28 protein-coding genes and 2 pseudogenes are annotated in these 25,477 nt (G+C 70.3%); 15 read left to right on the top strand and 15 right to left on the bottom strand.

The window, feature by feature from the left end; all coding sequences use genetic code 11:
• Nucleotides 1–197 precede the first annotated feature (197 nt).
• Entirely contained in the window at nucleotides 198–356 is a 159-nt protein-coding gene (locus POF73_RS15720; protein WP_272115381.1) for a hypothetical protein, read from the bottom strand.
• 58 nt (nucleotides 357–414) lie between these two features.
• On the opposite strand from POF73_RS15720, the gene POF73_RS15715 reads away from it, so the two are divergent.
• From POF73_RS15715 to POF73_RS15705, 3 genes are all read left to right on the top strand, one after another.
• Entirely contained in the window at nucleotides 415–819 is a 405-nt protein-coding gene (locus POF73_RS15715) for a hypothetical protein (protein ID WP_272115380.1), read from the top strand.
• 82 nt (nucleotides 820–901) lie between these two features.
• Nucleotides 902–1,876, top strand: a complete 975-nt coding sequence (locus POF73_RS15710; RefSeq protein WP_272115379.1) for a hypothetical protein — start codon at nucleotides 902–904, stop codon at nucleotides 1,874–1,876.
• Nucleotides 1,877–1,975: 99 nt separating this feature from the next.
• Nucleotides 1,976–2,776, top strand: a complete 801-nt coding sequence (locus tag POF73_RS15705; RefSeq protein WP_272115378.1) for a site-2 protease family protein — start codon at nucleotides 1,976–1,978, stop codon at nucleotides 2,774–2,776.
• Between the two features lie 17 nt (nucleotides 2,777–2,793).
• Here the strand turns inward: POF73_RS15705 and POF73_RS15700 are convergent, their stop codons facing one another.
• The 3 genes from POF73_RS15700 to POF73_RS15690 all read right to left on the bottom strand — a co-directional run bounded on the left by POF73_RS15700 (nucleotide 2,794) and on the right by POF73_RS15690 (nucleotide 5,160).
• A complete protein-coding gene (locus tag POF73_RS15700; protein WP_272115377.1) occupies nucleotides 2,794–2,979 on the bottom strand; it encodes a hypothetical protein in 186 nt (61 codons plus the stop codon).
• Nucleotides 2,980–3,323: 344 nt separating this feature from the next.
• Entirely contained in the window at nucleotides 3,324–4,049 is a 726-nt protein-coding gene (gene npdG / locus POF73_RS15695; protein ID WP_272115376.1) for an NADPH-dependent F420 reductase, read from the bottom strand.
• A 37-nt stretch (nucleotides 4,050–4,086) separates the two neighbouring features.
• Nucleotides 4,087–5,160, bottom strand: coding sequence for a sialidase family protein (locus tag POF73_RS15690; RefSeq protein WP_272115375.1), 1,074 nt, complete (start codon nucleotides 5,158–5,160; stop codon nucleotides 4,087–4,089).
• Between the two features lie 178 nt (nucleotides 5,161–5,338).
• On the opposite strand from POF73_RS15690, the gene POF73_RS15685 reads away from it, so the two are divergent.
• Nucleotides 5,339–5,941 (top strand): hypothetical protein, encoded by a 603-nt coding sequence (locus POF73_RS15685; RefSeq protein WP_272115374.1) that lies wholly within the window; start codon nucleotides 5,339–5,341, stop codon nucleotides 5,939–5,941.
• A gap of 91 nt (nucleotides 5,942–6,032) precedes the next feature.
• Nucleotides 6,033–7,394: an MFS transporter gene (locus POF73_RS15680; RefSeq protein WP_272115373.1), complete on the top strand. Its 1,362-nt coding sequence runs from the start codon at nucleotides 6,033–6,035 to the stop codon at nucleotides 7,392–7,394.
• Here POF73_RS15680 and POF73_RS15675 read toward each other — a convergent pair whose 3' ends face one another.
• Nucleotides 7,395–7,625, bottom strand: a complete 231-nt coding sequence (locus POF73_RS15675; RefSeq protein ID WP_272115372.1) for a hypothetical protein — start codon at nucleotides 7,623–7,625, stop codon at nucleotides 7,395–7,397.
• A gap of 57 nt (nucleotides 7,626–7,682) precedes the next feature.
• Between POF73_RS15675 and map the strand changes: the two genes are divergently transcribed.
• Both map and POF73_RS15665 read left to right on the top strand, forming a co-directional pair.
• Entirely contained in the window at nucleotides 7,683–8,540 is an 858-nt protein-coding gene (gene map / locus POF73_RS15670) for a type I methionyl aminopeptidase (protein ID WP_126391806.1), read from the top strand.
• 113 nt (nucleotides 8,541–8,653) lie between these two features.
• Nucleotides 8,654–9,301 carry a biliverdin-producing heme oxygenase gene (locus POF73_RS15665; protein ID WP_272115371.1) on the top strand — a complete coding sequence of 216 codons (648 nt, stop codon included), beginning with the start codon at nucleotides 8,654–8,656 and terminating at the stop codon, nucleotides 9,299–9,301.
• A 46-nt stretch (nucleotides 9,302–9,347) separates the two neighbouring features.
• Here the strand turns inward: POF73_RS15665 and POF73_RS15660 are convergent, their stop codons facing one another.
• The 3 genes from POF73_RS15660 to POF73_RS15650 all read right to left on the bottom strand — a co-directional run bounded on the left by POF73_RS15660 (nucleotide 9,348) and on the right by POF73_RS15650 (nucleotide 11,111).
• A complete protein-coding gene (locus POF73_RS15660; protein ID WP_272115370.1) occupies nucleotides 9,348–9,992 on the bottom strand; it encodes a PhzF family phenazine biosynthesis protein in 645 nt (214 codons plus the stop codon).
• Nucleotides 9,985–10,830, bottom strand: a complete 846-nt coding sequence (locus tag POF73_RS15655; protein WP_272115369.1) for a hypothetical protein — start codon at nucleotides 10,828–10,830, stop codon at nucleotides 9,985–9,987. Before POF73_RS15655 ends, POF73_RS15660 begins: the two co-directional genes overlap by 8 nt.
• Before the next feature lie 77 nt (nucleotides 10,831–10,907).
• Entirely contained in the window at nucleotides 10,908–11,111 is a 204-nt protein-coding gene (locus POF73_RS15650) for a hypothetical protein (protein ID WP_272115368.1), read from the bottom strand.
• Between the two features lie 109 nt (nucleotides 11,112–11,220).
• Here POF73_RS15650 and POF73_RS15645 point away from each other — a divergent pair.
• The 6 genes and pseudogenes from POF73_RS15645 to POF73_RS15620 form a co-directional block, all read left to right on the top strand.
• Nucleotides 11,221–11,427: pseudogene (locus tag POF73_RS15645) on the top strand (iron ABC transporter permease); the annotation flags it as partial.
• Nucleotides 11,423–11,704, top strand: a pseudogene (locus tag POF73_RS15640) (hemin ABC transporter ATP-binding protein); the annotation flags it as partial. The pseudogenes POF73_RS15645 and POF73_RS15640, both read left to right, overlap by 5 nt.
• Nucleotides 11,705–11,832: 128 nt before the next feature.
• Nucleotides 11,833–12,990 (top strand): iron uptake system protein EfeO, encoded by a 1,158-nt coding sequence (gene efeO / locus POF73_RS15635; protein WP_272115367.1) that lies wholly within the window; start codon nucleotides 11,833–11,835, stop codon nucleotides 12,988–12,990.
• Between the two features lie 10 nt (nucleotides 12,991–13,000).
• A complete protein-coding gene (gene efeB, locus POF73_RS15630; RefSeq protein ID WP_272115366.1) occupies nucleotides 13,001–14,257 on the top strand; it encodes an iron uptake transporter deferrochelatase/peroxidase subunit in 1,257 nt (418 codons plus the stop codon).
• Nucleotides 14,258–14,263: 6 nt separating this feature from the next.
• Nucleotides 14,264–15,136, top strand: a complete 873-nt coding sequence (gene efeU / locus POF73_RS15625) for an iron uptake transporter permease EfeU (RefSeq protein WP_272115365.1) — start codon at nucleotides 14,264–14,266, stop codon at nucleotides 15,134–15,136.
• Nucleotides 15,096–16,088 (top strand): hypothetical protein, encoded by a 993-nt coding sequence (locus POF73_RS15620; RefSeq protein WP_272115364.1) that lies wholly within the window; start codon nucleotides 15,096–15,098, stop codon nucleotides 16,086–16,088. Before efeU ends, POF73_RS15620 begins: the two co-directional genes overlap by 41 nt.
• A gap of 166 nt (nucleotides 16,089–16,254) precedes the next feature.
• On the opposite strand, the gene POF73_RS15615 is transcribed toward POF73_RS15620, so the two are convergent.
• On the bottom strand, nucleotides 16,255–16,992 hold the full coding sequence (locus POF73_RS15615; RefSeq protein ID WP_272115363.1) for a bifunctional DNA primase/polymerase: 738 nt from the start codon (nucleotides 16,990–16,992) through the stop codon (nucleotides 16,255–16,257).
• 156 nt (nucleotides 16,993–17,148) lie between these two features.
• Nucleotides 17,149–17,784 (bottom strand): TetR/AcrR family transcriptional regulator, encoded by a 636-nt coding sequence (locus POF73_RS15610; RefSeq protein WP_272115362.1) that lies wholly within the window; start codon nucleotides 17,782–17,784, stop codon nucleotides 17,149–17,151.
• A 109-nt stretch (nucleotides 17,785–17,893) separates the two neighbouring features.
• Between POF73_RS15610 and POF73_RS15605 the strand changes: the two genes are divergently transcribed.
• Nucleotides 17,894–18,073 (top strand): DUF6243 family protein, encoded by a 180-nt coding sequence (locus tag POF73_RS15605; RefSeq protein ID WP_272115361.1) that lies wholly within the window; start codon nucleotides 17,894–17,896, stop codon nucleotides 18,071–18,073.
• Here the strand turns inward: POF73_RS15605 and POF73_RS15600 are convergent.
• The 4 genes from POF73_RS15600 to POF73_RS15585 form a co-directional block, all read right to left on the bottom strand.
• The gene (locus POF73_RS15600) at nucleotides 18,070–19,059 is read right to left on the bottom strand and encodes a small ribosomal subunit Rsm22 family protein (RefSeq protein ID WP_272115360.1); all 990 of its coding nucleotides are present in this window, start codon (nucleotides 19,057–19,059) and stop codon (nucleotides 18,070–18,072) included. The two genes, POF73_RS15605 and POF73_RS15600, sit on opposite strands and share 4 nt — an antisense overlap.
• A gap of 85 nt (nucleotides 19,060–19,144) precedes the next feature.
• The gene (locus POF73_RS15595) at nucleotides 19,145–20,029 is read right to left on the bottom strand and encodes a hypothetical protein (protein WP_272115359.1); all 885 of its coding nucleotides are present in this window, start codon (nucleotides 20,027–20,029) and stop codon (nucleotides 19,145–19,147) included.
• A 117-nt stretch (nucleotides 20,030–20,146) separates the two neighbouring features.
• Nucleotides 20,147–21,349 carry a serine hydrolase domain-containing protein gene (locus tag POF73_RS15590; protein WP_443049523.1) on the bottom strand — a complete coding sequence of 401 codons (1,203 nt, stop codon included), beginning with the start codon at nucleotides 21,347–21,349 and terminating at the stop codon, nucleotides 20,147–20,149.
• Nucleotides 21,277–22,647: a multidrug effflux MFS transporter gene (locus POF73_RS15585; protein WP_272115358.1), complete on the bottom strand. Its 1,371-nt coding sequence runs from the start codon at nucleotides 22,645–22,647 to the stop codon at nucleotides 21,277–21,279. Before POF73_RS15585 ends, POF73_RS15590 begins: the two co-directional genes overlap by 73 nt.
• An 88-nt stretch (nucleotides 22,648–22,735) precedes the next feature.
• Here POF73_RS15585 and POF73_RS15580 point away from each other — a divergent pair, with 88 nt between their 5' ends.
• The gene (locus tag POF73_RS15580) at nucleotides 22,736–23,779 is read left to right on the top strand and encodes a Gfo/Idh/MocA family protein (RefSeq protein ID WP_272115357.1); all 1,044 of its coding nucleotides are present in this window, start codon (nucleotides 22,736–22,738) and stop codon (nucleotides 23,777–23,779) included.
• Here POF73_RS15580 and POF73_RS15575 read toward each other — a convergent pair.
• Nucleotides 23,766–25,406 (bottom strand): alkaline phosphatase D family protein, encoded by a 1,641-nt coding sequence (locus tag POF73_RS15575; protein WP_272115356.1) that lies wholly within the window; start codon nucleotides 25,404–25,406, stop codon nucleotides 23,766–23,768. The two genes, POF73_RS15580 and POF73_RS15575, sit on opposite strands and share 14 nt — an antisense overlap.
• Between the last annotated feature and the right edge of the window lie 71 nt (nucleotides 25,407–25,477).

The raw sequence follows: 25,477 nt of genomic DNA, 5'->3' as shown, positions 1-25,477 counted from the left end.
AATCGCACCACTGGAATCTGAGCTACTTCTGAGCTAATTACCATTGATCACCGAATCGAAATCGCGCATAATTGATCTCGTCAGCACCGCTCGACATTCCAAGGGGGAAACGGGGAAGGGCGCGGTCGCATGAGCTGACCACTCATGCCAATGACCGGCCAAGACGCCACTGCGTCACCATCTGACCAATCATCGCGTCAGCCTTTACGCACGGGCACACCATCGGTGTTCTGTCGCGCTGCCTGTATTGCGGCGCACCCCTGCGCCATGAGGTATTCCACCTCGATCAAAAGACCGCTCTTTTCTGCGCGAATCGACCTGATGGCTTCGATCGCCGGGAAAGCCAGCGTCTGCATTCCCAGATGCCGTCTGGGCGATCCGTCCCCGACGGCACAAATGGACAAGGGAGATGAAATGCTCAGCACTCTCCGCAAGGCCAGTTTCGCGTTCGTCGGAGTCGCCACCGCAGCCACGCTCGCCTTCGGCGCCGGCACCGCCTCCGCCGGCCAGGACGGCCCTTTGGTCAAGAACCCCAACGGTTCGGCCTCCGCATGGTTCCAGTCGAACCGTGACACGTTCTGGGTCGGCGACTGGAAGAAGGACGGCTACTCCACCGCCGCGGTGTGGGCCGTGATGACGCCCTGCGGCGGCCTCAACCCGCCGTGCCCGAACTTCGCCGTCAACAAGAAGGGCAACAACACGGGCGTACCGGTCAAGTACGACCTGAGCGAAAACCTGCCCCTCCGTTACCGCGCCTGCACGGTGGACAAGCACAACAACTTGAAGTCGTGCTCCGACCTCAAGTCCGCCATCTCGTAACGGCCGACGTGCCGAGCAGGGGCCCGCACCGGCACAGCGGGCGGGCCCCTGCCCAGAACAGGCAAAGGAGGGAACCGAGCAGATGAGCCGGCGTATACGCTCCGGAATAGCCGCGGTCGTCTTCTTTTCTTGCGCCGCCATTTATGGATGCTCCGCTCCTGACGACGGGCAGGGGTCGGATCCGGGGCCCGAGATTCCACGACTCTCCTCGCTCAACGAGGTCAACGCACCGATAAACAGGTACTTCCAGACCTCTGAAGAGGATTCCATCATCCTCGAAGCCCGAACCAAGCTGGCGGCCCAGTGCATGAACCGCTACGGACTGCCGCCACAGACCGATCTGGTCGACCCCACCACCGAGATGATCCGGAATCCCGTACCCCTCCACCTCACCGAGCGCGACGCAACCCGGTACGGATACCGGGCGCCCAGCGAAGGGGTATCGGCGCCGTCGGCAACCGGCAAGAACACCACGCGTCACGCCATGACGGCGAGCGAGCGCCAGACCATCGACGCGGTGATGAACGGCTGGGCCAACACGCCAAAGGAACAGGCTCTGCGCAGCTACCGGGGCCATACGGTGGCCCGCACCGGTTGCCTCGGAGAATCCGATTCCCGGCTCATGGCGAACACGATGCGGCCCCGCATCAACGGTGATCACAAGGTCACCTCGTCGACCGAGATCCTGAACCTGATACTGGACCTGAAGTCCCGGGCGTCCGAGAAGGTGGAAAGCGACCCTCGCTATCGGTCCATGGTCTCGTCCTGGGCTTCGTGCATGCGAAAAGCCGGTCATCCGTACCCGACACCCTCGGACGCGCGGACCGCGGCCTCGGAAATGGCCCCGACGGCCTCCGGAGCCCCGTCCGAGCGGGAACGCGGGCTCGCGCACCAGGACGCCCTCTGCCAGCAGAAGGTGAACTACCTGGGAGTCGCCGGCCATCTGACCGAGCAATACCAGAATGACGTCGTGAAGGAGTACCGGAAAACCCTCGTCGATGTGCGCGAGAACATCGACCAGCGGGTGGCCAAGGCCAAGAAGATCAACGACGCCTAGGATGACAGTCCCGGGGGACACGGTCCAGACTTGCGAGGGCTGTGACAGCACGGCAGTGCACGGCCATCGCCCTACCCGTCACCTCAGGAGCCCCCCTTCATGACCACCGCCCTCACCCGCCGCAGCGAGCGGCGGATCAGTCCCGTCTTCCTCGGGATCCTGGCCGTCACGGCGGTGACGGGCTGGGCCACCTGGACCGGGTTCGCCGAGCAACCGGGCCTGGCCGTGTTCCTGTTCGTGACCGCCGCCTGGATCGTCTCCCTGTGTCTGCACGAGTACGCGCACGCGCGTACCGCCCTGCACAGCGGTGACATCTCGGTCGGCGCGAAGGGCTATCTCACGCTCAACCCGCTGAAGTACACGCACGCGCTGCTCAGCATCGTGCTCCCCGTCGTCTTCGTGATCATGGGCGGCATCGGTCTCCCCGGCGGTGCCGTCTTCATCGAGCACGGGCGGATCAAGGGCCGCTGGCGGCACAGTCTGATCTCGGCGGCGGGTCCCCTGACCAACGTCCTGTTCGCCGTCGTGTGCACGGCGCCGTTCTGGCTGGACGCGCTCGACGACGTGCCCCGGGACTTCCGGTTCGCGCTCGCCTTCCTGGCGCTGCTCCAGGTCACGGCCGCGATCCTGAACTTCCTGCCGGTCCCGGGTCTGGACGGCTACGGCGTCATCGAGCCCTGGCTGTCGCGGAGCGTCAAGCGCCAGGTGGAGCCGTTCGCGCCGTTCGGCCTGCTGTTCGTGTTCGCGCTGCTGTGGGTGCCGGAGATCAACAGCGTGTTCTTCGACATGATCGACGCCATGCTGCGCGGCCTCGGCATCAGCGACTTCGACACCTACTGCGGCTACGACCTGTTCCGCTTCTGGCGGGACTCCAACGAGCTCTGCTCGATCAGCTCGTAACGGACGCCGGACGGACGTCAGCCGGCGGCGGAGCCCCCTCGGGTGTCCTTGGCGCGCTTGAGGTAGTACCAGGTCATGTTGGACGACAGCCCCGCCAGCAGCACCCAGACGACCCCGAGCCAGCTGCCCTGCGAGAAGGAGACGACGGCCGCGGCCACGGCGAGCACACAGACGATCAGGGCATAGAGACCAAGGCGGGGCATTTCAGTCGGCTCCTTCGGGGGACACTGCTATGACGACCAGTGTCCCCCATCCCCTGAGAGCCCGTCCGCAAGCCCCCGTCGTCCGCCCCAAGGGCGGGCGCTGCGGCGTCGTGGGGGTACCTCCCGCCCGAGCCGTGCGAAGCGCGGTTCGAGGGTGGGGGAGCGTGCGATCGCAAGGCGCCGGAGCGCCCTCGATGGGGGTGCCCCCGCGCGAGCCGTGCGAAGCGCGGTTCGAGCGTGGGGGAGGAGCCACGTGGGCGGTTCGGCAACACGGCTGGGGTCCCCCCTCTGGGGGGCGCGTGCCGGGCGTCACAGCGCAGGCGGGGGCTTGCGGACAGGCTCTCTCATACGTCCGTGACGCGGAGCCCGGCGTGTGCCTTGTAGCGGCGGTTCACCGAGATCAGGTTCGCGACCAGCGACTCCACCTGGTGGGCGTTGCGCAGCCGCCCGGAGAAGATGCCGCGCATGCCGGGGATACGGCCGGCGAGCGCCTGGACGATCTCGACGTCGGCGCGGACCTCGCCCAGCACCATGACGTCCGTGTCGATCTCCTCGATCTCCGGGTCCTGGAGCAGTACCGCCGACAGATGGTGGAAGGCGGCCGTCACCCGCGACTGAGGCAGCAGGGCGGCGGCCTGCTCGGCGGCGCTGCCCTCCTCCGGCTTGAGCGCGTAGGCGCCCTTCTTGTCGAAGCCGAGCGGGTTGACGCAGTCGACGACCAGCTTGCCGACCAGGTCCTCGCGCAGGGACTCCAGCGTCTTGCCGTGACCCTCCCACGGCACGGCGACGATCACGATGTCGCTGCGCCGCGCGCACTCGGCGTTGTCGGCTCCCTCGACACCGTGCCCGAGTTCCTCGGCGGCGGCCTGCGCACGCTCGGCGGCCCGCGAGCCGATGATCACCTTCTGGCCGGCCCGGGCGAGCCGGTAGGCCAGGCCCTTGCCCTGCGGCCCGGTCCCACCGAGCACGCCGACGACGAGCCCGGAGACATCGGGAAGGTCCCAGGGGTCCTTGGCCGGGGCCTTCGCGGGGGCGTCGGTGGGCTGCTGTGCACTGTCGGTAGAGGTCATGGCCCGACTTTACGTCCGCCGCGCGCGCCCCGATGGGTCAGGTGAGCTCCGTCACGGGCACCCGTCGGAAGGTGATGCTCTCGTACGGACCGAAGTCGCCGGTCTCGTAGAGGAGTCCGACCGTGCCGGCGTCGATGCGGACCAGGTCCGAGTACGCGGCGGGCAGTCCGTCCACGGTGTGCGCGGGCCGCCAGGTGACGCCGTGGTCGGTGGAGGCGCGGATGGTCATCAGGGCGCGGGCGACGGGGTCGGCGGGGCCGGAGAAGAGCAGCACGTCGGGATCGCGGAGCTGCAGCACACTGGCCTGGCAGACGGGGGCGACGAGGCCCGCCTGCGGGCGGAAGGGCTTCACCAGCGTCTCGCCGCCGTCCTGCGAGCAGGCGTCGGCGCGGTTGCCGGGGGACACGGAGTCGTTGCGGGTGTTGAAGTAGACGCGGCCGTCCGGGAGTTCGGCGGCGGTGGTCTCGTTGACGTTGATGTAGCCGTCGGTGTTCTCGTCGATGTACCCGATGCGCCAGGTCGCGCCCCGGTCGTCGCTGAGCAGACAGTGGCCGCTGTTGTATCTGGCCTCGGTGCCGATGTCGGTGCCGGTGGGCGGGATGGTGTGGTTGGCGGGGACGACGACCCGGCCGGTGCCCAGCTGGATCGCATGGCCGGGCGTGGTGGCGTACCACCGCCAGTCCGCCCGCTTGACCTGCGCGGTGATCTCCTTCGAGCTGGACCAGGTGACGCCGTCGTCGTCGCTGTACCGCACCCAGATCCGGCGGCCGTCGGCGTCGCCGACCTCACCGCGCAGGATGCCGTCCTCGGTGGCGGTGGCGTGGTTGCGGATGTAGACGAGCAGGATGCGGCCGGTGTCGAGGACGACGGGGGCGGGGTTGCCGGCGAGGTGCCAGTTGTTGTCGGCGGCGACCCGGAGGGGGCTCCAGGTGCGGCCGCCGTCCGTCGAGCGCTTCAGCACGATGTCGATGTGCCCGTGGTCGGCGGCGGAGTCGACCCGGCCCTCGCAGAAGGCGAGGAGCGTACCGGTGGCGGTGGCGACGACGGCCGGGATACGGAAGCTCGCATAGCCCTCGCGGCCGGCGCGGAAGGGGACGCTGGTCACTGTCATCAGGGCTCCTCGGGCCGGTCGCCGCGACCGCGTACGGGCGGCCGTACGGACGACTGTGCGAACGACTTCGGACAGTTGTGCGGGTGGTTGCGCGGATAACGAATCGGTCTGCCCAGGTTGGGCGAATTCGTGGTGAACTCCCGGTCACGAACGGTCGGTTGCGGCAGGATGCGGTCGCATGGATGCCGTACGGGTCGCGTTGCTGCGCGAAGTACTCGCCGGGACCGAGTGGCTGGGGGCCACACGGCGGTTCGCGGGGACGCTGCGGGCGTCGGCGGTGGCGCACGGGGGCGGGCTGCTGCTGGTCGGCACGCGGGAGTACGAGCCGTGGCATCTGGCGGCCCATCTGGTGGACGAGGCCGCGTGGTCCGGGATGCCGGAGCTGGCCCCGACACTCGTACGGCACGACGCGCGCGCCTCGGATCCGGCGCATCTGGCGGTCGGCCTCGGGCGGTTGGCGGCGGCGCGGCGCGGGGAGACGCTGCTGGTGGTGTCGCCGGGAGGGCCGGGAGCACCGCTTCTGGAACGGGTGCACGACGCGCGGCAGGCCGGGGCGACGGTGCTGGCGCTCGGCCCCGGGGAGGGGGAGCTGACGGCCATGGCGCACGAGACGCTGGCCGTGCCGGAGGGGGCGGAGCTGGACCTGGACACCGTGCAGCACCTGGTGAGCGCGGCGGCCGGCGAGAACGCGCTGCCCTGTCCGAGGGGACGCCGACGCCTGCGCGACCGCCTGGCCCGCCTGGCCGAATCGCTGACGGCACCGCCGCCTGCCCGCTGGTAGCGAGCCCGTCTCGTAGCGCGCCGTCCCATTCGGTACCCGAGCCCGCAAAACCGTTTGCCTCCAGTACCCGCCCACCCGAGCATGGCCCCTCGTGACCGACGATCCCCCCACCCCGGCGTCGCGCTCCCGTCTGCGTGCCGTACTCCCCGACCTCACCCCTTGGCGCGCCTCCGCCGACTTCCGGAAGCTGTGGCTGGCGGGGTTGATCTCGTACTTCGGGAGCTTTCTGACGTTCGTCGCGCTGCCCGTGCAGATCAAGGAGCTCACCGGGTCCGCGGCGGCGGTGGGGGCGATCGGGGCCGTGGAGCTGGTGCCGCTGATCGTCTTCGGGCTGTACGGGGGCGCGCTCGCCGACGCCCTCGACAAGCGGAAGCTGATCCTGTGGACGGAGGTCGGGCAGGGCCTGCTGAGCGCGGCGCTGCTGGTCAACGCGCTGCTGCCGAGCCCCGCCCTCTGGCCGCTGTACGCCGTCGCCGCCCTGTCGTCCGCGCTGGTCTCGGTGCAGCGCCCCGCCCTGGACGCCCTGTGGCCCCGGATCGTGGCCCACGACCATCTCCCGGCCGCCGCCTCGCTGAACGCGCTGCGCTGGCAGGCCGGCGGTGTGGCGGGCCCGGCCCTGGCCGGTGTGGTCGTCGCGTACGCGGGGCTCGGCTGGGCATACGGCGCGGACCTGCTGACCTTCGCCGCCTCCGTGCTGCTCACGCTCGGCATCGCCCCCTCCCCCGCGTCCCACGAGGCCGCGAAGCCGTCGCTCAAGGCCATCGCCGAGGGCGCCCGGTACGCCTGGAGCCGCAAGGAGCTGCTCGGCACGTATGTCATCGACATCGTGGCGATGCTGTTCGCGCTGCCGCTCGCCGTACTGCCGTTCCTCGCCGACGAGTTGGATGCTCCTTGGTCGCTGGGCCTGATGTACGCCGCCGTCCCGGCCGGGGCGATGCTGGTGAGTCTGACCAGCGGCTGGACCTCGCGGGTGCACCGGCACGGGCGGGCCGTCGTGCTGTCGGCGGCGCTGTGGGGCGTGGCGATCGCCGCCGCCGGCGTCTCGGGAAACGTCTGGCTGGTGCTGCTGTTCCTGACCCTGGGCGGCGCCGCCGACATGGTCAGCGGCCTCTTCCGCGGGGTGATGTGGAACCAGACGATCCCGGACGAGCTGCGCGGCCGGCTCGCCGGGATCGAGTTGCTCTCGTACTCGGTGGGCCCGCAGCTCGGCCAGACCTACACGGGTGGCGTCGCCGCCTGGAAGGGCGTCAGGACGTCGATCTGGTCGGGCGGGCTGGTGTGCGTGGGCGCGGTGGGGCTGCTGGCGCTGTGTCTGCCGAAGCTGATGTCGTACGACGCGCGCACGAACGAGCACGCGGTACGGGTGCGGGAACAGCGGGCGGCGACATCGGCCGCTGCCGCCCCCGCGCCCTCACCTGCGGCGTCTCCGGCGGCATCACCGGCGGAGAGCTGATCAGCTCTCGTCCGCCGGGCCCGTCGGGGCGTCGTGCCACCTGGGGTCGTTCTCCCACTCCAGGTTCCGCTCCCGCGCCAGGTCCATCGCCTGCTGGGCCTCCTCGCGGGTGGCGTACGGCCCGAAGCGGTCCTTGGCCGGGCACTCCGGGCCCTCCTCGACCTTCTTGTGGACGAGGCAGTAGTACCACTCCCCCGGCTTCCCCACCGTGCGCTTCTTGAACAAGGCCATGACCGGCTCCTCTCGCCACCGTCATGTTCCCCCATGGCCGCTGGTTAGACTCGCTGCATGTCTGGCCAGTCGCTGCTCGTGCCCGGGGAACTGTCCCCCACCCGTTCCGTGCCCGGAAACATCCGTCGCCCCGAGTATGTCGGCAAGCCCGCGCCGACGCCGTACACGGGTCCGGAGGTGCAGACCCCGGAGACCGTCGAGGCGATGCGTGTCGCCGGGCGGATCGCCGCGCGGGCGATGGCGGAGGCCGCGAAGCTGATCGCGCCCGGTGTGACGACGGACGAGCTGGACAAGGTGGCGCACGAGTACATGTGCGACCACGGCGCCTACCCCTCGACGCTCGGATACCGCAACTTCCCCAAGTCGCTGTGCACGAGCGTCAACGAGGTGATCTGCCACGGGATCCCCGACTCCACGGTGCTGCGCGACGGCGACATCATCAACCTCGACGTGACGGCGTACATCGGCGGGGTGCACGGCGACAACAACGCCACGTACCTGGTGGGCGACGTGGACGAGGAGAGCCGCCTGCTGGTGGAGCGCACCCGCGAGTCCCTGAACCGCGCGATCAAGGCGGTCAAGCCGGGCCGCCAGATCAATGTCATCGGCCGCGTGATCGAGTCGTACGCCAAACGCTTCGGCTACGGCGTGGTCCGCGACTTCACCGGCCACGGCATCAACTCGTCGTTCCACTCGGGCCTGATCATCCCGCACTACGACAGCCCGCACGCGACGACAGTGATCCAGCCCGGGATGACGTTCACGATCGAGCCGATGCTGACGCTGGGCACACACGAGTACGACATGTGGGACGACGGCTGGACGGTCGTCACGAAGGACCGGAAGCGGACGGCCCAGTTCGAGCACACGCTGGTGGTGACGGAGACGGGGACGGAGATCCTCACACTGCCCTGATCATCGATCACCGAGCCCGCCCTGCCAAGGCGGGCTTTCTCTTGTACGCTTTTACCGACAGGGTGTCGGCAAGCTATTGACTTAGGTAAGCCTTACCTTAGAGGATGTGGCCCATGGAGTCCTTCTCGACACTCATCCGCACCGCGTCCCATGAACAGCACGTGGAGGCCGAGACCTCCACGTTCATGAGCGACCTGCTCGGCGGACGGCTCGGCGTCGACGCGTACGCGCGCTACACCGAGCAGCTGTGGTTCGTGTACGAGGCCCTGGAGACCGGCACCGAGCGGCTGGCGTCGGACCCGGTGACCGGCCCCTTCATCCAGCCGGAGCTGTTCCGGCTGACGTCACTGGAGCGGGACCTGGCGCATCTGCGGGGTCCGGACTGGCGAACAGGCGTGTCCGCGCTGCCGGCCACTCGGGCCTACGCGGACCGGGTGCGGGAGTGCGCCCGAGACTGGCCTGCCGGCTACATCGCCCACCACTACACCCGCTACCTCGGCGACCTCTCCGGCGGTCAGATCATCCGCGACAAGGCGGAGAAGACCTGGGGCTTCGCCCGCAAGGGAGACGGCGTCCGTTTCTACGTCTTCGAGGAGATCTCCAACCCGGCGGCGTTCAAGCGGGGTTACCGCGAACTGCTGGACGGGGTCCGCGCGGACGACCTGGAGAAGCAGCGGATCGTGACCGAGTGCAAGAGGGCGTTCGCCCTGAACACGGCGGTGTTCAGGGCACTGGGCGAGGAGTTCCCACTGAGCGCCTGAACGACAGGGTGCCCGCGCCCCCCGCGCCCCTGCGCCCCAGGGGCGCTCACTGCTCCAGGACGACCCGGCCGCCGAGTTCGACCCAGTCCCCGGGCTGCGGGGCGGTGAGGAGCTGCGAGCCGGAGCCCTGCGTGATGTTGAGGGCGCGGCCCAGCTTGTGGGTGAGCTGGATGGCCGCCGCACCGGTCGCCTCGTCCTCCTCGACGCCGTCACCCCGGCCGGGGAAGCCACGGGCACGGACACGTCCGGCGGCCTCGTCCTCCCACGCCCAGGCGTAGATCCACTCACCGGCCGGGGGTACCGCGAGCTCCTCCACCTCGGCGGCGGTCGCGTACTGCCGCAGGGTGCGCGGCGGCGCCCACTCCGCCCGCGCCTCGATCCAGCTGAACTCCCCGTCCAGCCGCGCGCCCACCACTCCGGCCGGGGTGACCAGTTCGGGCACGTCGAGCAGCCAGGCCGTACCGACACAGGGGTAGCCGGCGAACGGCAGCCGCACGGAGGGCGTGTAGATGTCGATGACCCCGCGCTCGGGATCGTCTACGAACACGGTCTCGCTGAAGCCGAACTTCGCCGCCATCGCCTGCCGGTCACTGCGCTCGGGAACCACCGAGCCGTCCCGGACGACACCGAGTTCGTTGCCGTAGCCGCCCTTGGGGCCGCAGAAGACGCGGAGGACGTCGTAGTCAGTCACGGGGAAATTGAAACATCACCCGAGCGGCGAGGTCGTCCCAGGCGGGGGCGCCGCCGGGGAGCGGAAGGAAGCGCGAGGGAGGCACACCGTAGGGCAGCGAGGCGATCGTTTCGGCGTACGCCCTTTCCATGGCGGCCCGTTGGCGTTCCGTGGCCGGATCGTCGGGGAGAGCCTCCAGTTGTCGCATGCGGTGCTCGTGCCCCTCGGTCACCCCTGCGACCCCCCGCCGCCAGTCCTCCTCGTCGGGCACCTGGCTCAGCTCCACGCACTCCGGTGTCCGCTCCTCCGCCAGTGCCGCCACCGCCCGGTCGTGGCCGTCGAGGACGACCCAGCCGTCGAGGAAGGTCACCCACCACAGCAGGACGGGCGCGAGGGTGCCCTCGCGGGCGTGTTTGCGGTACGCCTTCACCCGCCCGGCGTCCGGGGGCGAGAGCGGGCGCAGGGGGAGGACTCCGTGCCAGCCGCCGCCACACGACAGCTCCAGTCGGCCGCCCGGCCAGTCCCGTACGAAGTCGTCGGTCCAGATGCCTGGCGGGAAGCGGGTGCGGCGGGCCAGCTCCCAGCGCCCGTCCCGCAAGGGGGTCCCATCCGACTGCTCCAGCCAACGGGCGTACTGGTGCGTCCAGTCGACGGACGAGCGCATGGTCGTCGAGCGCAGCGGCGGCAACGGCGAGCGGTAGCCGTCGAGGCGGTGCAGATACAGCTCCGGGCAACAGCCCTCGCCCACCGAACGGCCCAGCAGCAGGGGCCGCTCCCCCTGCCGCAGCAGGATCCGGCCGTCGCCCGCCGTCTCGAAGCGCAGCGGCGGCGGATCCGGACGGCCCTGTGCGGTGAGCACGAGCCGTCCCGGCCCCAGCAGTTCTCTGTGTCCCCTGTGTCCCCTGTGCACGGGGACAGTCTTACGTAGTCACGGGATCAGACTTCGGGTCGGTCTTCGTCGTGGGCCGTGTCCGGCGTCGCGCCGTCATCGCGGTGGCCGCGCAGGACCAGGGTGCCGACGCCGGACGTCAGCAGTACGGCGAGGGCCGTGAGGGCGATGGGCAGGATCGGGACACCGCCGTCGCCGCCGATGCCGATCCCGCCGAGGGAGAGGGAGGCGAAGGGCACCTGTGAGGGCATGGGGGTCCTCCGGGGCGACGGACGCGATGACCGGCAGCAAGCGAAGGTAAGGCTAACCTAAGTTTTGCGCGTGACCGTACTGGAGAAGCCCACCCCCGAGGCCACCGCCCTGGACGGCCCATCGTCCAGACGCCACAGCACCAGCCTGCCGCTGAGCGCCGGCCTGCTCGTCGCCCTGCTCGTCCTCGTCCCGGTCGCCGCGGGCACCGGCGCCTACCCGGTACCGGTCGGCGACGTCCTCACCTCCCTCCAACACCGCGCCGGCCTCGGCGGCACCGAACTCGACCGAGTCGCCGAGTCGGTGCTCTGGAACGTCGGCGCTGGACCTCCGGCACCAGGAGCTGGTGCTGCGGGTGTGCCGGGAGCGGGCGCGGGCCGGGGACGCCGTCGTCGCCGTACTGCACGACCTGGGGCTCGCGGCGGCGTACGCGCACCAGGTCGCGATTCTGTGCGCCGGAAAGGTCGCGGCGGACGGGCCGCCCGCCGAGGTCTTCTCCGAGCGGCTCCTGTCGGAGGTCTACGACCAGCCCGTCGAAGTGCTTTCGCATCCTCGAACGCGAGCACTGCTGGCGGCCCCTCGACGCAATCTTTGACGTTCCTTTGACCTTTCTATGGGATCAATTTTGGCCACTTAGGTAATCCTTATCTCCGTTAGGCGAGCCTCACCTTCCTAGATGTGAGGCCCGTCACGCACACTTTCCGGCCACCTCCTGGAGCCTTCATGCGCGCCGCCAGACTCTCCGTCACCACCGCCATCGCCGCCGTGGCGGCGCTGACCGCCGTCACGGGATGCACCGAGAAGGGCAGTTCCGCGGACGGTGACCGGGTCGTCAACGTGACCTCCACGGACGACAAGTGCGAGGTGTCGAAGAAGGAGTTCCCGGCCGGGCACGTCGAACTCGCCATCGAGAACAAGGGGTCCAAGGTCACCGAGGTCTACGTCCTCTTCCCGGACGACCGCATCGTCACCGAGCGCGAGAACATAGGCCCCGGCACCAAGCAGACCGTCACCGCCGAGGTGAAGGCCGGCGACTACACGATCGCCTGCAAGCCCGGCATGAAGGGCGACGGCATCCGGCAGGCCGTCAAGGCCACCGGCAAGGGCTCGGCCGCCAAGCGCGACCCGCGGCTGGACAAGGCCGTCGCCGCCTACCGCGAGTACGCGCAGACCCAGGCCGACGAGACGCTGCCGAAGGCGGAGGCGTTCGCCAAGGCCGTCAAGGACGGTGACATCGAGGCCGCCAAGAAGGCCTACGCCACCTCCCGTATCGGCTGGGAGCGCACCGAGCCGGTCGCCGAGTCGTTCGGCGACATCGACCCGAAGGTCGACCTGCGCGAGGACGGCCTGAAGCCGGGCCAGGAACTGGAGAAGGACTGGACCGGCTGGCACTACCTGGAGCGGTCGCTCTGGAAGAACAAGAAGCTCACCGACCGCGACAAGAAGCTCGCCGACCAGCTGATCACCGACCTCAAGGACTGGCAGAAGCGGGTCGGCAAGGCCGAGATCAACCCGACCACCATGGCCAACGGCGCCAAGGAGCTGCTCGACGAGGTCGCCACCGGCAAGGTCACCGGCGAGGAGGAGCGCTACTCGCACACCGACCTGGTCGACTTCAAGGCCAACGTCGAGGGCGCGCAGAAGTCGTACGAGCTGCTCAAGACGGTCGCCAAGGAGAACGACCCCGCGCTGGTCACCGAGCTCGACAAGCAGTTCGCCGCGCTGAACACGCTGCTCGACAAGTACCGGGCGGACAAGTCGTCGTACGTCTTCACCTCGTACGACAAGGTCGGCGACGCCGACCGCAAGGAGCTGTCGGACGGTGTCAACTCCCTCGCGGAGCCGCTGTCCAAGCTCGCCGCCGCCGTCGTCGTGAAGTAGGGGCTGGGCCATGACGGAATCAACGGAATCGACTGAGGGAACCACCTCCCGTCGTGCACTGATCGGCTGGGGAGGTGCCGGGCTCGCGCTCGGTGCCGTCGCGGCCGGCGGTGCCGTGGCGATGACCCGTACGGGCAACGACGTGGATCCGGCCGCCGCCGAGACGGGCGCCGCGATCCCCTTCCACGGCGAGAAGCAGGCGGGCATCGCCACCCCGGTGCAGGACCGGCTGCACTTCGCCGCGTTCGACGTGAAGACCGACGACCGCGCCGAGTTCGTGCAGATGCTGAAGGACTGGACGGCCGCCGCACGCCGGATGACCGCCGGGCACGCGGTCGGCGAGGGCGCGTACGGCGGTCTGGCCGAGGCGCCGCCGGACGACACCGGTGAGGCGCTGGGGCTGAAGCCGTCGCGGCTAACGCTCACCATCGGGTTCGGCCCGTCGCTGTTCGAGAAGTTCGACCTCGCCGAGCAGCGGCCCGAGGCCCTCGTCGAGCTGCCGCACTTCTCCGGCGACAACCTCGACAAGAACCGCAGCGGCGGCGACCTGTGCGTCCAGGCCTGCGCGGACGACCCGCAGGTCGCCGTGCACGCGATCCGCAACCTGGCGCGCATCGGCTTCGGCAAGGTCGTCATCAAGTGGTCCCAGCTCGGCTTCGGGAAGACCTCCTCCACCACCCCCGAGGAGCAGACCCCGCGCAACCTCATGGGCTTCAAGGACGGCACCCGCAACATCGCGGGGACCGAGACCGACCGGCTGAAGAAGTTCGTGTGGGTCGGCGAGAAGGACGGGCCGGAGTGGATGGCCGGCGGCTCCTACCTCGTCGCCCGGCGCATCCGGATGCACATCGAGACCTGGGACCGCACCTCCCTGCAGGAGCAGGAGGACATCATCGGCCGCGACAAGGGCGAGGGCGCCCCGGTCGGCAAGGCCAAGGAGCGCGACAAGCCGTTCCTGAAGGCGATGCTGCCCGACGCGCACGTCCGGCTCGCGCACCCCGAGTCCAACGACGGGGCGACGATCCTGCGCCGCGGCTACTCCTTCACCGACGGCACCGACGGCCTGGGCCGGCTGGACGCGGGCCTGTTCTTCCTGGCCTACCAGCGCGACCCGCGCACCGGGTTCATCCGGATCCAGCGCAACCTGGCCATCGACTCGCTCAACGAGTACATCCAGCACGTGGGTTCGGCGCTCTTCGCGGTCCCGCCCGGCGTCCGCGACAAGGACGACTGGTGGGGCCGGACGCTGTTCGGGAAGGAGGCGTAGGGGCCCGTGTTCTCCAACTATCTGATCGGGCTGCGCGAGGGTCTGGAGGCGTCGCTCGTCGTCTGCATCCTCATCGCCTATCTGGTGAAGACGGACCGCAGGGACGCCCTCAAACCCATCTGGATCGGTATCGGCGTCGCCCTCGCCCTCGCGCTCGGCTTCGGCTGCGCGCTCGAATTCGGCTCGCAGGAGCTGACGTTCGAGGCGCAGGAGGCACTCGGCGGGTCCCTGTCGATCCTCGCCGTCGGCCTGGTGACGTGGATGGTCTTCTGGATGCGGCGCACCGCCCGGCATCTGAAGGCCGAGCTGCACGGCAAACTGGACGCGGCCCTGCAGATGGGCACGGGCGCGCTGGTGGCGACCGCGTTCCTGGCAGTGGGCCGGGAGGGCCTGGAGACGGCCCTGTTCGTGTGGGCGTCGGTGCGCGCGGCCGGTGACGGCAGCCCGCGCCCGCTGGTCGGCGTCGCCCTCGGCATCGCCACGGCGATCGTGCTGGGCTGGCTGTTCTACCGGGGCGCCCTGCGCATCAACCTCTCCAAATTCTTCACCTGGACCGGCGGCATGCTGGTCGTCGTGGCGGCGGGCGTGCTGGCGTACGGCTTCCACGATCTGCAGGAAGCCCGCTGGGTACCGGGCCTGAAGACGCTGGCCTTCGACATCAGCGACACCGTCGATCCGTCGAGTTGGTACGGCACCCTGCTGAAGGGTGTCTTCAACTTCCAGCCCGATCCGACCGTCCTCCAGGTCACGGTGTGGCTGCTGTACCTGATCCCGACGCTCGCACTGTTCCTGGCCCCGGTAGGGTTCGCCTCCGGGAAGGGGAAGGTGAAGGCACCTGATGAGCAGGGAACGCGGCCCTCGAAAGCTCCGCAGGCTTGACCGGAGCGCACTGATAGCGGCATCCGTGACCGCTTTGTCGTTGACGGCGAGCGGTTGCGTGGTGGTCCACGGGGAGCGGGAGATCCTCCCCTCGGCCACCAGGGCGGAGGCCGCCAAGGCGCTCCAGCAGTTCACGGCCGCGTACAACAAGGCGGACAAGGCGTACGACAGCTCCCTGGACGCCGACCACGTCACCGGCGCCCTGAGCGACATCGACAGCGCCCGGCTGAAGGCGGGCAAGGCGATCAGCCCCAGCGGCAACGCGTCGCACACCCCGCTGAAGCTGTCGGACGTCAAGTACACGATCCCGAAGAAGGCGGGCTGGCCACGCTGGTTCGTCGCCGACGCGGCCGCCAACAAGTACGGCAGCGCGCGCTGGATCTTCGTGTTCACCCGGGGCGGCCTGGCGGAGCCGTGGGAAGCGACGTATCTGACGCTGGTGGCCCCCGGCGACGTGCCGAGGTTCAAGACCGACAAGGACGGCTGGGCCGAGGCCGTCCCCGCGAACTCGACCGAACTGGCCGTGCCGCCGGAGGGCTTGAGCAAGGCGTACGCCGGCTACCTCAAGGACGGCACGGGTGCCTTCGCGCCCGGTCGCCACACCAGCGAGTGGCGTGCCGACCGGGAGAAGGACGCCAAGCGGCCGGGCCGGGTCAGCCAGTTCATCGACGAGCCGCTGACCGAGGGCGACTACGCCCCGCTGGCGCTGCGCACCACGGACGGCGGCGCGCTGGTGTTCTTCACCACGCGCTACTACGAGAAGCAGACGGCCTACGCGGGCACCAACATCCCCTCGCCGGGCAAGGGCGTGGAGGCGCTGACGACGGGCGAGATCAAGCAGTCACTCACGATGGAGATCGTCTCCAACGAGGTGGCACTGGACCCGAAGGGCTCGGGGAAGGTGCAGGTCATCGGCCGCACCCAGGGCCTGACGTCGGCGAAGGGCGAGTAGCGGGTCCTGGACGGGGCGGTTGGGCAACGCCCCCAAGGGGCGCGAGGCTGCGGTGAATGTGCGGCTCCGCCGCGTGGGCGCGACGAGCCACGACGGAGCCGCAGACGAACGACGGCACATCACGGCCCCGCGGCGGAGCCGCCTGTCGGCACAGCCCGCGCAGCGATCAGTGGCGCAGGGGCCAGGCCGTGGAGGCGTGGTCGGGCTCCTCGCCGACGTGGCGGCCGCAGGCGTCGGTGAGGACTTCGAGCAGGCTCAGCGGGTCGGGCAGCGGGTGTTCGAGTCCGCGCACCCAGTGCACGGTCTGTCCGTCGCCGGGCAGTTGGGCGGGCGGTACGAGGACATACGACCCGCGGCAGTGCCAGCGCAGTCCCGGGTGCTCGTCCATGGTCTCGGGGTGGCAGTCCAGCTCGCACGGCCACCACTCGTCCTCGTCCTCGGGGGTACCGCGGGTGAGGGTGAAGAACAGCAGCCGGCCGTCGTCGCTCTCGGCGACCGGGCCGACCTCGATCTCCGCGCCGAGCAGCCGCTCCAGCGCCTCGCGCCCGGCTTCCAGCGGTACGTCGAGGACGTCGTGGACCATGCCGGTGGCGGTGATGAAGTTGGCCTGGGGCTGGTGGCGGGCCCAGCGCTCGATCTGGGCGCGGTCGGTGGTGGACTGCGTCTGCCAGGCGAAGGACACCGGGTGCCGGGCGGGCGTGGGACAGCCGACGCGGTCGCAGGAGCAGCGGTAGCCGGGGGCGGGGTACGCGGCGGGCGCGAGCGGCAGGCCCGCTCCGGCGGCGGCCAGCAGCAGGGCCTCACGACCGCCGCTGTCCGCGGCGGCCTCCTTCGGGCGGCGTCCACGCAGCCACTGGGAGAGTTTGCCCTGCAGGCCGGTCCGGCCGCCCAACTCCGCGCTCATCTATCGCCTCGCCTCGCTGTCGTGCGGAACAGCATGCCCTATGGTCCCACCATCGTGCGCCTCGGGGGGCAGTAGCGGACAACCAGGCCAGGTGGGGCGAGGTGTACACAGCACCGTGATCAGGGGTAATGGACGGCTTTGGCGTGATTTACGCCCCTACCGAGTACGCGGTGCGATGCCGTGGAGTGCGTACTCGACGAGGGTGTCCGTGTATTCGTACGAGATCGGGCCCGTGTACTGGAGCCAGCGCTGGGCGAGGGGCGAGACCCAGAGTTCGAGGGCGATGCGCGGGTCGACCTCCTGGCGGACCTGGCCGGCCTTCTGGGCGGCGCGCACCCGGTCGACATAGAGCTGGAGCGAGGGTTCGAGGAGCTTGGTCATGAAGATCCGGCCGACCTGCTCGTTGACCACGCCCTCGGCGGCCAGGGCGCGGGACGGGATCTCGAAGCGGGGGTCCTTGAGCTGGTCGACGGTGAGGCGCAGCACGGCCTTGAGGTCGGCCGCGAGATCGCCGGTGTCCGGGATGGCGAACTCGTACTCCGGGCCCGCGTCCCGGGACGCCTGCTCACTCAGGTCGAGGAAGGCCTCCAGCAGGACGTCCGCCTTCGACGACCACCAGCGGTAGATCGTCTGCTTGCCGACGCCGGCGCGGGCGGCGATGCCCTCGATGGTGGTCCTGGGGTAGCCGACCTCCCCGACGAGGGCGAGGGCGGCTTCGTAGATGGCGCGACGGGACTTCTCGCTGCGGCGGCTGGAGTTGGGCTCGGACTGGGCGGACTTCTGGGCTGCCATGGCTCGATTTTATCAGGTTGACAAGACGGAGCGTCTCGCCGGAACCTGGAGGAGTTCGGTTCGAGACGGTACGTCTCGTTCCCTTGACTGATGACGAGAGGAGCTCGCCATGGCCCGAAGCGGAGCCGGAAAGATGCTGGGAGTCGGCGGGACGCGGCGCAACCTCGGCCGCAAGGCGCTGCGCGGCGGCGGCCGAGGTGACCGGATCGGCGGCGGGACGGACCCCACGGCGCAGAAACGGGAGCTGCTGCGCAAGCTCCGGGAGAAGCACGCCGAGGAGTCGTCCTAGTCGGACTCCGGCGGCCAGGCGTCGCCCCAGTCCGCGTCGCGGGCCGCCTTGTAGAGGTCGCCGTGGCGTTTGGTGACCGTGGTGCGGCGCAGGGAGGGTTCGGTCTCGCACAGGTCGAGGAGGACCTGGCCCTTGCGGATCTGGGGCTTGCGTACGACGCGGGCGGGGGCCGGGGTGACCGGGAGGCGGGTCGCGGCGACGTAGCTGAACTTCTCGTCCTCGTAGGCGAGGGAGCCGCCCTTGATCTGGCGGTGGAGCGAGGAGCGGCTGACCCTGGCCGAGAAGTGGCACCAGTCCGTGCCGGGGACGATGGGGCAGGCGGCGCTGTGCGGACAGGGTGCGGCGATGCGGAAGCCGGCGGTGACGAGGCGGTCGCGGGCCTCGATGACACGGGTGTAGCCGTCGGGGGTGCCTGGTTCGACGATCACGACGGACTGGGCCGCGGCGGCGACGGCGTCGACGAGGATGGTGCGGTCGGGGGCGGTGAGTTCGTTGAGGACGTAGGAGACGGTGACGAGGTCGGCGGGGTCGAGGGCGAGCGCCGAACCGATCCGCGCTCGCTGCCAACGGGTGTTCTTCAGCGCCGGGTTGGCGGTGGCGATGTCCCGGCCGATGGCCAGCGCGGGCTCGGCCCAGTCCAGCACGGTGACGTCGCGCTCGCCGGGCCAGGTGGCGGTGGCGGCCCAGATCGCGGCGCCGGTGCCCCCGCCCACGTCCACATGACTGGCGGGCACCCACTCCGGCACGGCCTGCGCGAACGCCTCCAGCGCCGCGCGCACCGCCTCGAAGGTCGCGGGCATCCGGTAGGCGGCGTAAGCGGCCACGTCCGCGCGGTCGCGGAGGATCGGGGCGTCGGTGGGGGTGGCGCCCCGGTAGTTGGCGATCAGCCGGTCGACGGCCTGGGCGGCCCGCTTCGGGGGCAGCCCGTCGAGCAACCCGGCCAGGGCGGCACGCAGCGTGTCAGCTGGGGAAAACGGGGCGTTCACGCGGTGATTCTACGGTGCCCCGAAGACGACAAGACCTGCGCTCACGCCCGGGGCCGCGCTGCCGGGAAACGGCGGATGCGCCCCGCTAATCGGGCGGTTTCAGCAAGTCGGCGAAACCCTGGAATCCGAAGTACCCCACCGAGAATCCGATGATTGCCCCTCCCCAGAAGTCTTCGATCGCGACGAACGGCTGGGCAGAGGACTTCCGGGCAAAAGCCACGACCACGACAAGGCTGGCCAGAATTCCGGTGAAGATCCCCCGGAACAGCGTTGCCCCGCCAGGCGTCGGCGAGGTTCCCAGGACGCGGAGAGTCGTACCGACCACGCTGCCGAACATGCCGCCCGTCACCGTCGCCGGCAGGGGAGCGTTGATCAGCACGTCGTGTGCGACGGTGGTGGTCTGATCGGCGCCGTCGAGCGAAAAGCTGACCTGGATCTCGAATGTATGGGCCAGCGGCCTGAAGAAGAGCCACGAACGCGTCCGCAGGACAAACTGCCGGACCACGGAGTTTCCCGGTTGAAGTGTGACCGGGGTGACACCACGCCGGTATTCGAGCAGCCGCCGGAACAGCTGATCAAGTTCTTCGGGGCTCGGATTGTCGGGAAAATTGAACTGGACACCGGCTACCGTCGCCCCGTCGCCCACCCCACCCCCGATTCTGATACTGGTCTCAATGGCGCTCGCGGAACTCTCGGGCGAGAATTCTGTGCCGACCGCCGTGGCCACACCGTTGTTCTGCTGGCGGACCAGCCTTCGCCATGCCCTCCAACTCCTTACGGAAGGGACCAGTCCGCCGGGTCTTGGCGGCTGAGCAGCCCGAAGGAGTCGCAGCCTGTTCACGTCCATGAGCTCCACCGGGATGTGCGTCTGCACTTCGTGCAGGGTGATGGGAACGTCGAACGGGTTCCGCACCACGACGAAGATGGAGAAGTCCGTTCCCGCCACTGTTTCGGGGTTGGAAGACGTCACCGCGATCTCCAGGGCACCCCGGATCGGCCGGGGCCCCGGGACGGCGCCGCCGTCAGCCGGTGATCGGTTCGGCTCGCTCAACTACGCCCCCGTGCAGCACTCGACGGTCCACCCACATCACTCCATCCCCCGCACGGCCCGAGCCAACCGCGTCCCGGCTCGCGCCCGTGGCCGGCTGTCCGCTGCCTGCCTCCGCGGATGCACCGTGTTCGCCAGCAGCACCAGGAACGTGTCCGTCGCCGGGTCCAGGACCAGGGAGGTACCCGTGAACCCGGTGTGGCCCGCGGCCCCCTGTCCCGCCAGCTCCCCCATGAACCACGGCTGGTCGACCGCGAAGCCCAGGCCGGGTGGGGTGAGCAGGAGCTCCACGAAGTCGGGGCCGAGGATGCGGGCGGGGCCGTATGAGCCGCCGGAGAGCAGCGTGCGGGAGAAGACCGCGAGGTCGCGGGCGGTGGAGAACAGGCCCGCGTGGCCTGCGACGCCGCCCAGGGACCAGGCGTTCTCGTCGTGGACGACGCCTCGGAGCATGCCGCGGTCCGCCTTGGCCCAGGGGCGGCGCTGGTCCTCCGTCGCTGCCGCCGCCGGGCAGGGGCCGAAGCGGGTCGCCGTCATGCCGAGCGGGCGGGTGATGCCGTCGTGGATCAGGACGTCGAGCGTGCGGCCCGTGATGCGTTCCAGGACGTGCTGGAGCAGGAGCAGGTTCAGGTCGGAGTAGCAGTAGGTGCCGGGGACTCCGATCGGCGGCTCGGCGCGCAGCAGTTCCAGGCGCTCCGCGTCGTCCGCGCAGTCGTACAGCGGGAGTTCGGGGCGCAGCCCGGACGTGTGGGTGAGCAGCTGGCGCATGGTGATGTCGTGCCGGGACGCCGCGCGGAAGTCCGGCAGGTACGCGCCGACCCGCGCGTCGATGCCGAGGGTGCCGCGCTCGATCTGCTGCACGGCGGCCACCGAGGTGAACAGCTTGGTGAGGGAGGCCAGGTCGAAAGGGGTCGACGGGGTCATCGGGACCCGGGAGTCGGGCGGGAGCTCCACGCCCGAGTCCTTCTCCTCGTCGTAGGCGGCATATCGCACCGCCCAGCCCGCCGCCTCCTCGACGGCGAGATACGGCCCCCGCCCCACGGCCAGCACCGCACCGGCCGCCCAAGGGCGGGCGCCGGTGGTGAGGTCGTGGACCTCGCGGACGAGATGACTGATCTCCTCGGGGTCGAGTCCGGCCCTTTCCGGCGTGTCCCCGCGCAGTCTCGGCGCGCTCAGCTCCCTGCTCCCTCCGCAGCCGCCCGTCCGTCCGAACGTCTGTCCGCACGCGTGTTCCAGGGACGGCACATTCCCATGAAGCAGGCCAGCGCCACCAGTGCTGCGGCCAGTTGGACGACGGCCATCGGAACGGCGGTGTCCTCCCCGGCGATGCCCACGAGGGGCGAGGCGACCGCTCCGATGAGGAAGGACGACGTACCGAGGAGCGCGGACGCGGATCCGGCGGCGTGCTTGGTGCGCAGCAGGGCGAGGGCCTGGGTGTTGGGGAGTGTCACCCCCATCGCGGACATCAGCACGAACAGCGCGGCGGCCACCGGCAGCAGCCCGACCTCGCCGAAGACGCCGGCGGACATCAGCAGCAGCGCCGTGGCCGCCACGATCACCACCGTCAGGCCCGCGCCCAGCACCCGGTCCAGACTGACCCGGCCCACCAGCACCTTGCCGTTGATCTGGCCGACGATCACCAGCCCGACCGAGTTGAGCCCGAACAGCAGGCTGAAGGTCTGCGGCGAGGCTCCGTAGATCTCCTGGACCACGAACGGCGACGCCGCTATGTAGGCGAAGAGGGCGGCGAAGGCGAACCCGCCGGCCAGCATGTACCCGGCGAAGGCGCGGTCGGCGAGCAGACCCCGCATCGCGCGCAGCGCCTCACCGACCCCGCCGCCGTGCCGTTCCTCCGGCGCCAGGGTCTCCGGGAGCCGCCGCCAGACCAGCCCGGCGAGCAGCGCCCCGACCACCGTGAGCACGGCGAACACGCCCCGCCAGTCGGTCACCCGCAGGATCTGCCCGCCGATGAGCGGCGCCACGATCGGGGCGACCCCAGAGATCAGCATGAGGGTGGAGAAGAAGCGGGCCATGGCCACGCCGTCGTAGAGGTCGCGTACGACCGCCCGCGCGATCACGATCGCCGCCGCGCCCGCGAGGCCCTGCGCCAGCCGGAAGGCGACCAGGAACTCGACCGTGGGTGCGAACGCGCAGAGCGCGGTGGCCACGATGTACACGGCCAGCCCGGCCAGCAACGGGCGTCTGCGGCCCCATCGGTCGCTCATCGGGCCGACCACCAGCTGCCCGAGCGCCATGCCGGCCAGGCAGGCGGTGAGCGTGAGCTGGACGGTCGCGGCGGGTGCGTGCAGGGCCCCGGTGACCTCGGGGAGCGCCGGGAGGTACATGTCCATCGCCAGCGGGGGCGTGGCCGTCAGACCGCCGAGGATGAAGGTGACGAGGAAGCCGGTGCGGCGCAGGGAGCGGGTGGAGGGTCGCTTCGCTGCCGGTGTCCGCGTCGGTGCCGATGCCGGTGTCGCGGATTGCGCCACGTCCCGTGTCGCCGACTGCGGTATGTCTGGTATCGGCCCCCCATGGTCTCCCATGCGCCCCTCCCTCTCCAAGTGATCCGCCCTCTATGCTCTCAGCTCGTACAGAGTGCCCAGGGTCACATGAGCGAGGGGTGGGGCCGCAGTGGCGGAACAGAACGTGCGGTGGGGGATTCTGGCGACCGGCGGGATCGCGGCCGCCTTCACGGCCGATCTGGTCGATCTGCCCGACGCCGATGTGGTGGCCGTCGCCTCCCGGCGGCAGGACTCGGCCGACGCGTTCGCCGAGCGGTTCGGGATTGCGCGGGCCTACGGCGACTGGGAGGCGCTCGCCCAGGACGAGGACATCGATGTCGTGTACGTCGCCACCCCGCACTCGGCACACCGCACGGCCGCCGGTCTGTGTCTGGAGGCCGGGCGCAACGTGCTGTGCGAGAAGGCGTTCACGCTGAACGCCCGCGAGGCCGGGGAACTGGTCGCGCTGGCGCAGGCGCGCGGAAGCTTCCTGATGGAAGCCATGTGGATGTACTGCAACCCGCTGATCCGGCGCCTCAAGGCCATGGTGGACGACGGCGCGATCGGCGAAGTGCGTCATGTGCAGGCCGACTTCGGGCTGGCCGGCCCCTTCCCGCCTTCGCACCGGCTGCGGGACCCGGCACAGGGCGGCGGCGCCCTGCTGGACCTCGGCGTCTACCCGGTCTCCTTCGCCCAGCTGCTGCTCGGGGAGCCGACGGACGTGACGGCGCGCGCCACGCTGTCCGCGGAGGGCGTCGACCTCCAGACGGGGGCCCTGCTCTCCTGGGACGGCGGCGCGCTCGCCTCGCTGCACTGCTCCATCGTCGGCGGTACGGCCACCTCGGCGTCCGTGACCGGCGCGGGCGGCCGTATCGATGTGCCGAACGGCTTCTTCTTCCCGGACCGTTTCGTGCTGCACCGCGACGGCCGTGACCCCGAGGAGTTCACGGCCGACCCGGCGGACGGGCCCCGGGGCAGCCTGCGGCACGAGGCCACCGAGGTGATGCGGGCGCTGCGTGCGGGGGAGACCGAATCGCCGCTGGTCCCGCTGGACGGCACGCTCGCGGTGATGCGGACGCTCGACGCGATACGGGACCGCGTCGGCGTCCGCTACCCGGGCGAGGCCCCCGACGGGGACGCGGCGCCCGAGGCGCCCGCGCTCACGCCGGTGTGAGCCCCGGCTCCCCGGCCTGCGTGACGAAGGACGCGGCCGTCGAGATCGGCGCCCCGGGCCGGGTCACGTACGGCACCGTCTTGAAGTCGGCCCGGGCCTGCGCCTCCCCCAGCGCGACGGTGACGTAGCCGCGACGGCCGTTGTAGAACTTCATGTGCGGGTTGGCCTGCATGTACGCGTCCCAGTTGGCGGGCTTGTCGATGCCGTCCCGGCCGCTGGCGATCGACGTGGCCACGATCTCCGTGCCGAGGGTGGCGGAGGCGGGGTCGTCGAAGTCGTCCTTGATGTCGAAGCCGTAGCCGACGTGGACGTCACCGGTGAGCACCATCAGGTTCTCGATGCCGGCCGCCCTGGCCCCGTCCAGTACCCGGCGCCGGGAGGCGCGGTAGCCGTCCCAGGCGTCCATCGACACCCGTGAGGGCGCGGGGGTGTCGAACCTGCGCTGGGAGAAGGTGACCTGCTGCGGAACGACGTTCCACAGCGCCGTGGACTCGCGCCAGCCGTCGAGCAGCCACTTCTCCTGGGCCTCGCCGGTCATGGTGCGCGCCGGGTCGTCGACGTCCGGGCCGGGGATCTGGGAGCCGTCGCCATAGGCCTGGTTGGAGCGGTACTGGCGGGTGTCCAGCACGTCGAACTGGGCGAGCCGGCCCCAGCTCAGGCGCCGGTAGAGCTGCATGTCGGGGCCCGTGGGCTGCTGGGGGCTGCGCAGCGGCTGGTTCTCCCAGTAGGCCCGGTAGGCGGAGGCGCGGCGAAGCAGGAACTCCTCCGGCGGGACGTTGTTCTCGGGGGTGTCGTCAGCGTAGTTGTTCTCGGTCTCGTGGTCGTCCCAGGTGACGACGAAGGGGTGCGCGGCGTGCGCGGCCCTGAGGTCGGGGTCGGTCTTGAACAGGGCGTAGCGCAGGCGGTAGTCCTCCAGGGTCACCGTCTCGCGGTTGAACACCGCGGGGAGGGTGCGGTCGGTGTAGTTGCGGTAGCCGCCGACGGAGTTGACCGCGTACTCGTACAGGTAGTCACCGAGGTGGAAGACGAGGTCCACGTCGTCCTGCGCGAGATGCCGGTACGGCGTGTAGTAGCCGTCGGTGTAGGCCTGGCAGGAGACGGCCGCCAGGGTCAGCGAGCTCGTGTCGGCGTCCGCGAGGGGCGCGGTGCGGGTGCGGCCCGTCTCGCTGATCCAGTCGCCGGTGCGGAAGCGGTAATGGAATACGCGGTCCGCGTCCAGGTGGTCGACCTCGACGTGAACCGTGTGGTGGAACTCGGGGTGCGCGGTGGCGGTGCCCCGTCTGACGATGGTGCTGAACTGCTCGTCGTGGGCCAGCTCCCACTGGACGGTGACGCGTTCGGCGGGCAGTCCGCCGTCGGGCTGGTACGGGGCGGGGGCCAGGCGGGTCCACAGGACGACGGACCCGGGCAGCGGGTCGCCGGAGGCGACGCCGAGGGTGAAGGGGTTGTCGGTGATCTTGCGGGGGTCGAGCCGGGCGGCGCTCGCCGCGCCCGCGGCCGGCAGATTGACGGCGAAGGCGAGCGCGGCGGCGGCGCCGGTGAGTGTCAGGAAGCGGCGGCGGCCGATGTGCCGGGCGGCGGCACGAAGTTCGGGTGTGTGCTGGGGCGCGTTTGGTGTGATTGTCATCCGGTCCTCCCCTGCCTGATGGATGCATGAGGCATTGGAGTGGCCGGGGACGACACTCGCTTGGCGCGTAC

Source organism: Streptomyces sp. HD, from assembly GCF_028369295.1.
Taxonomy (GTDB): domain Bacteria; phylum Actinomycetota; class Actinomycetes; order Streptomycetales; family Streptomycetaceae; genus Streptomyces.
This window is presented reverse-complemented; position numbering and strand designations above follow the sequence as displayed.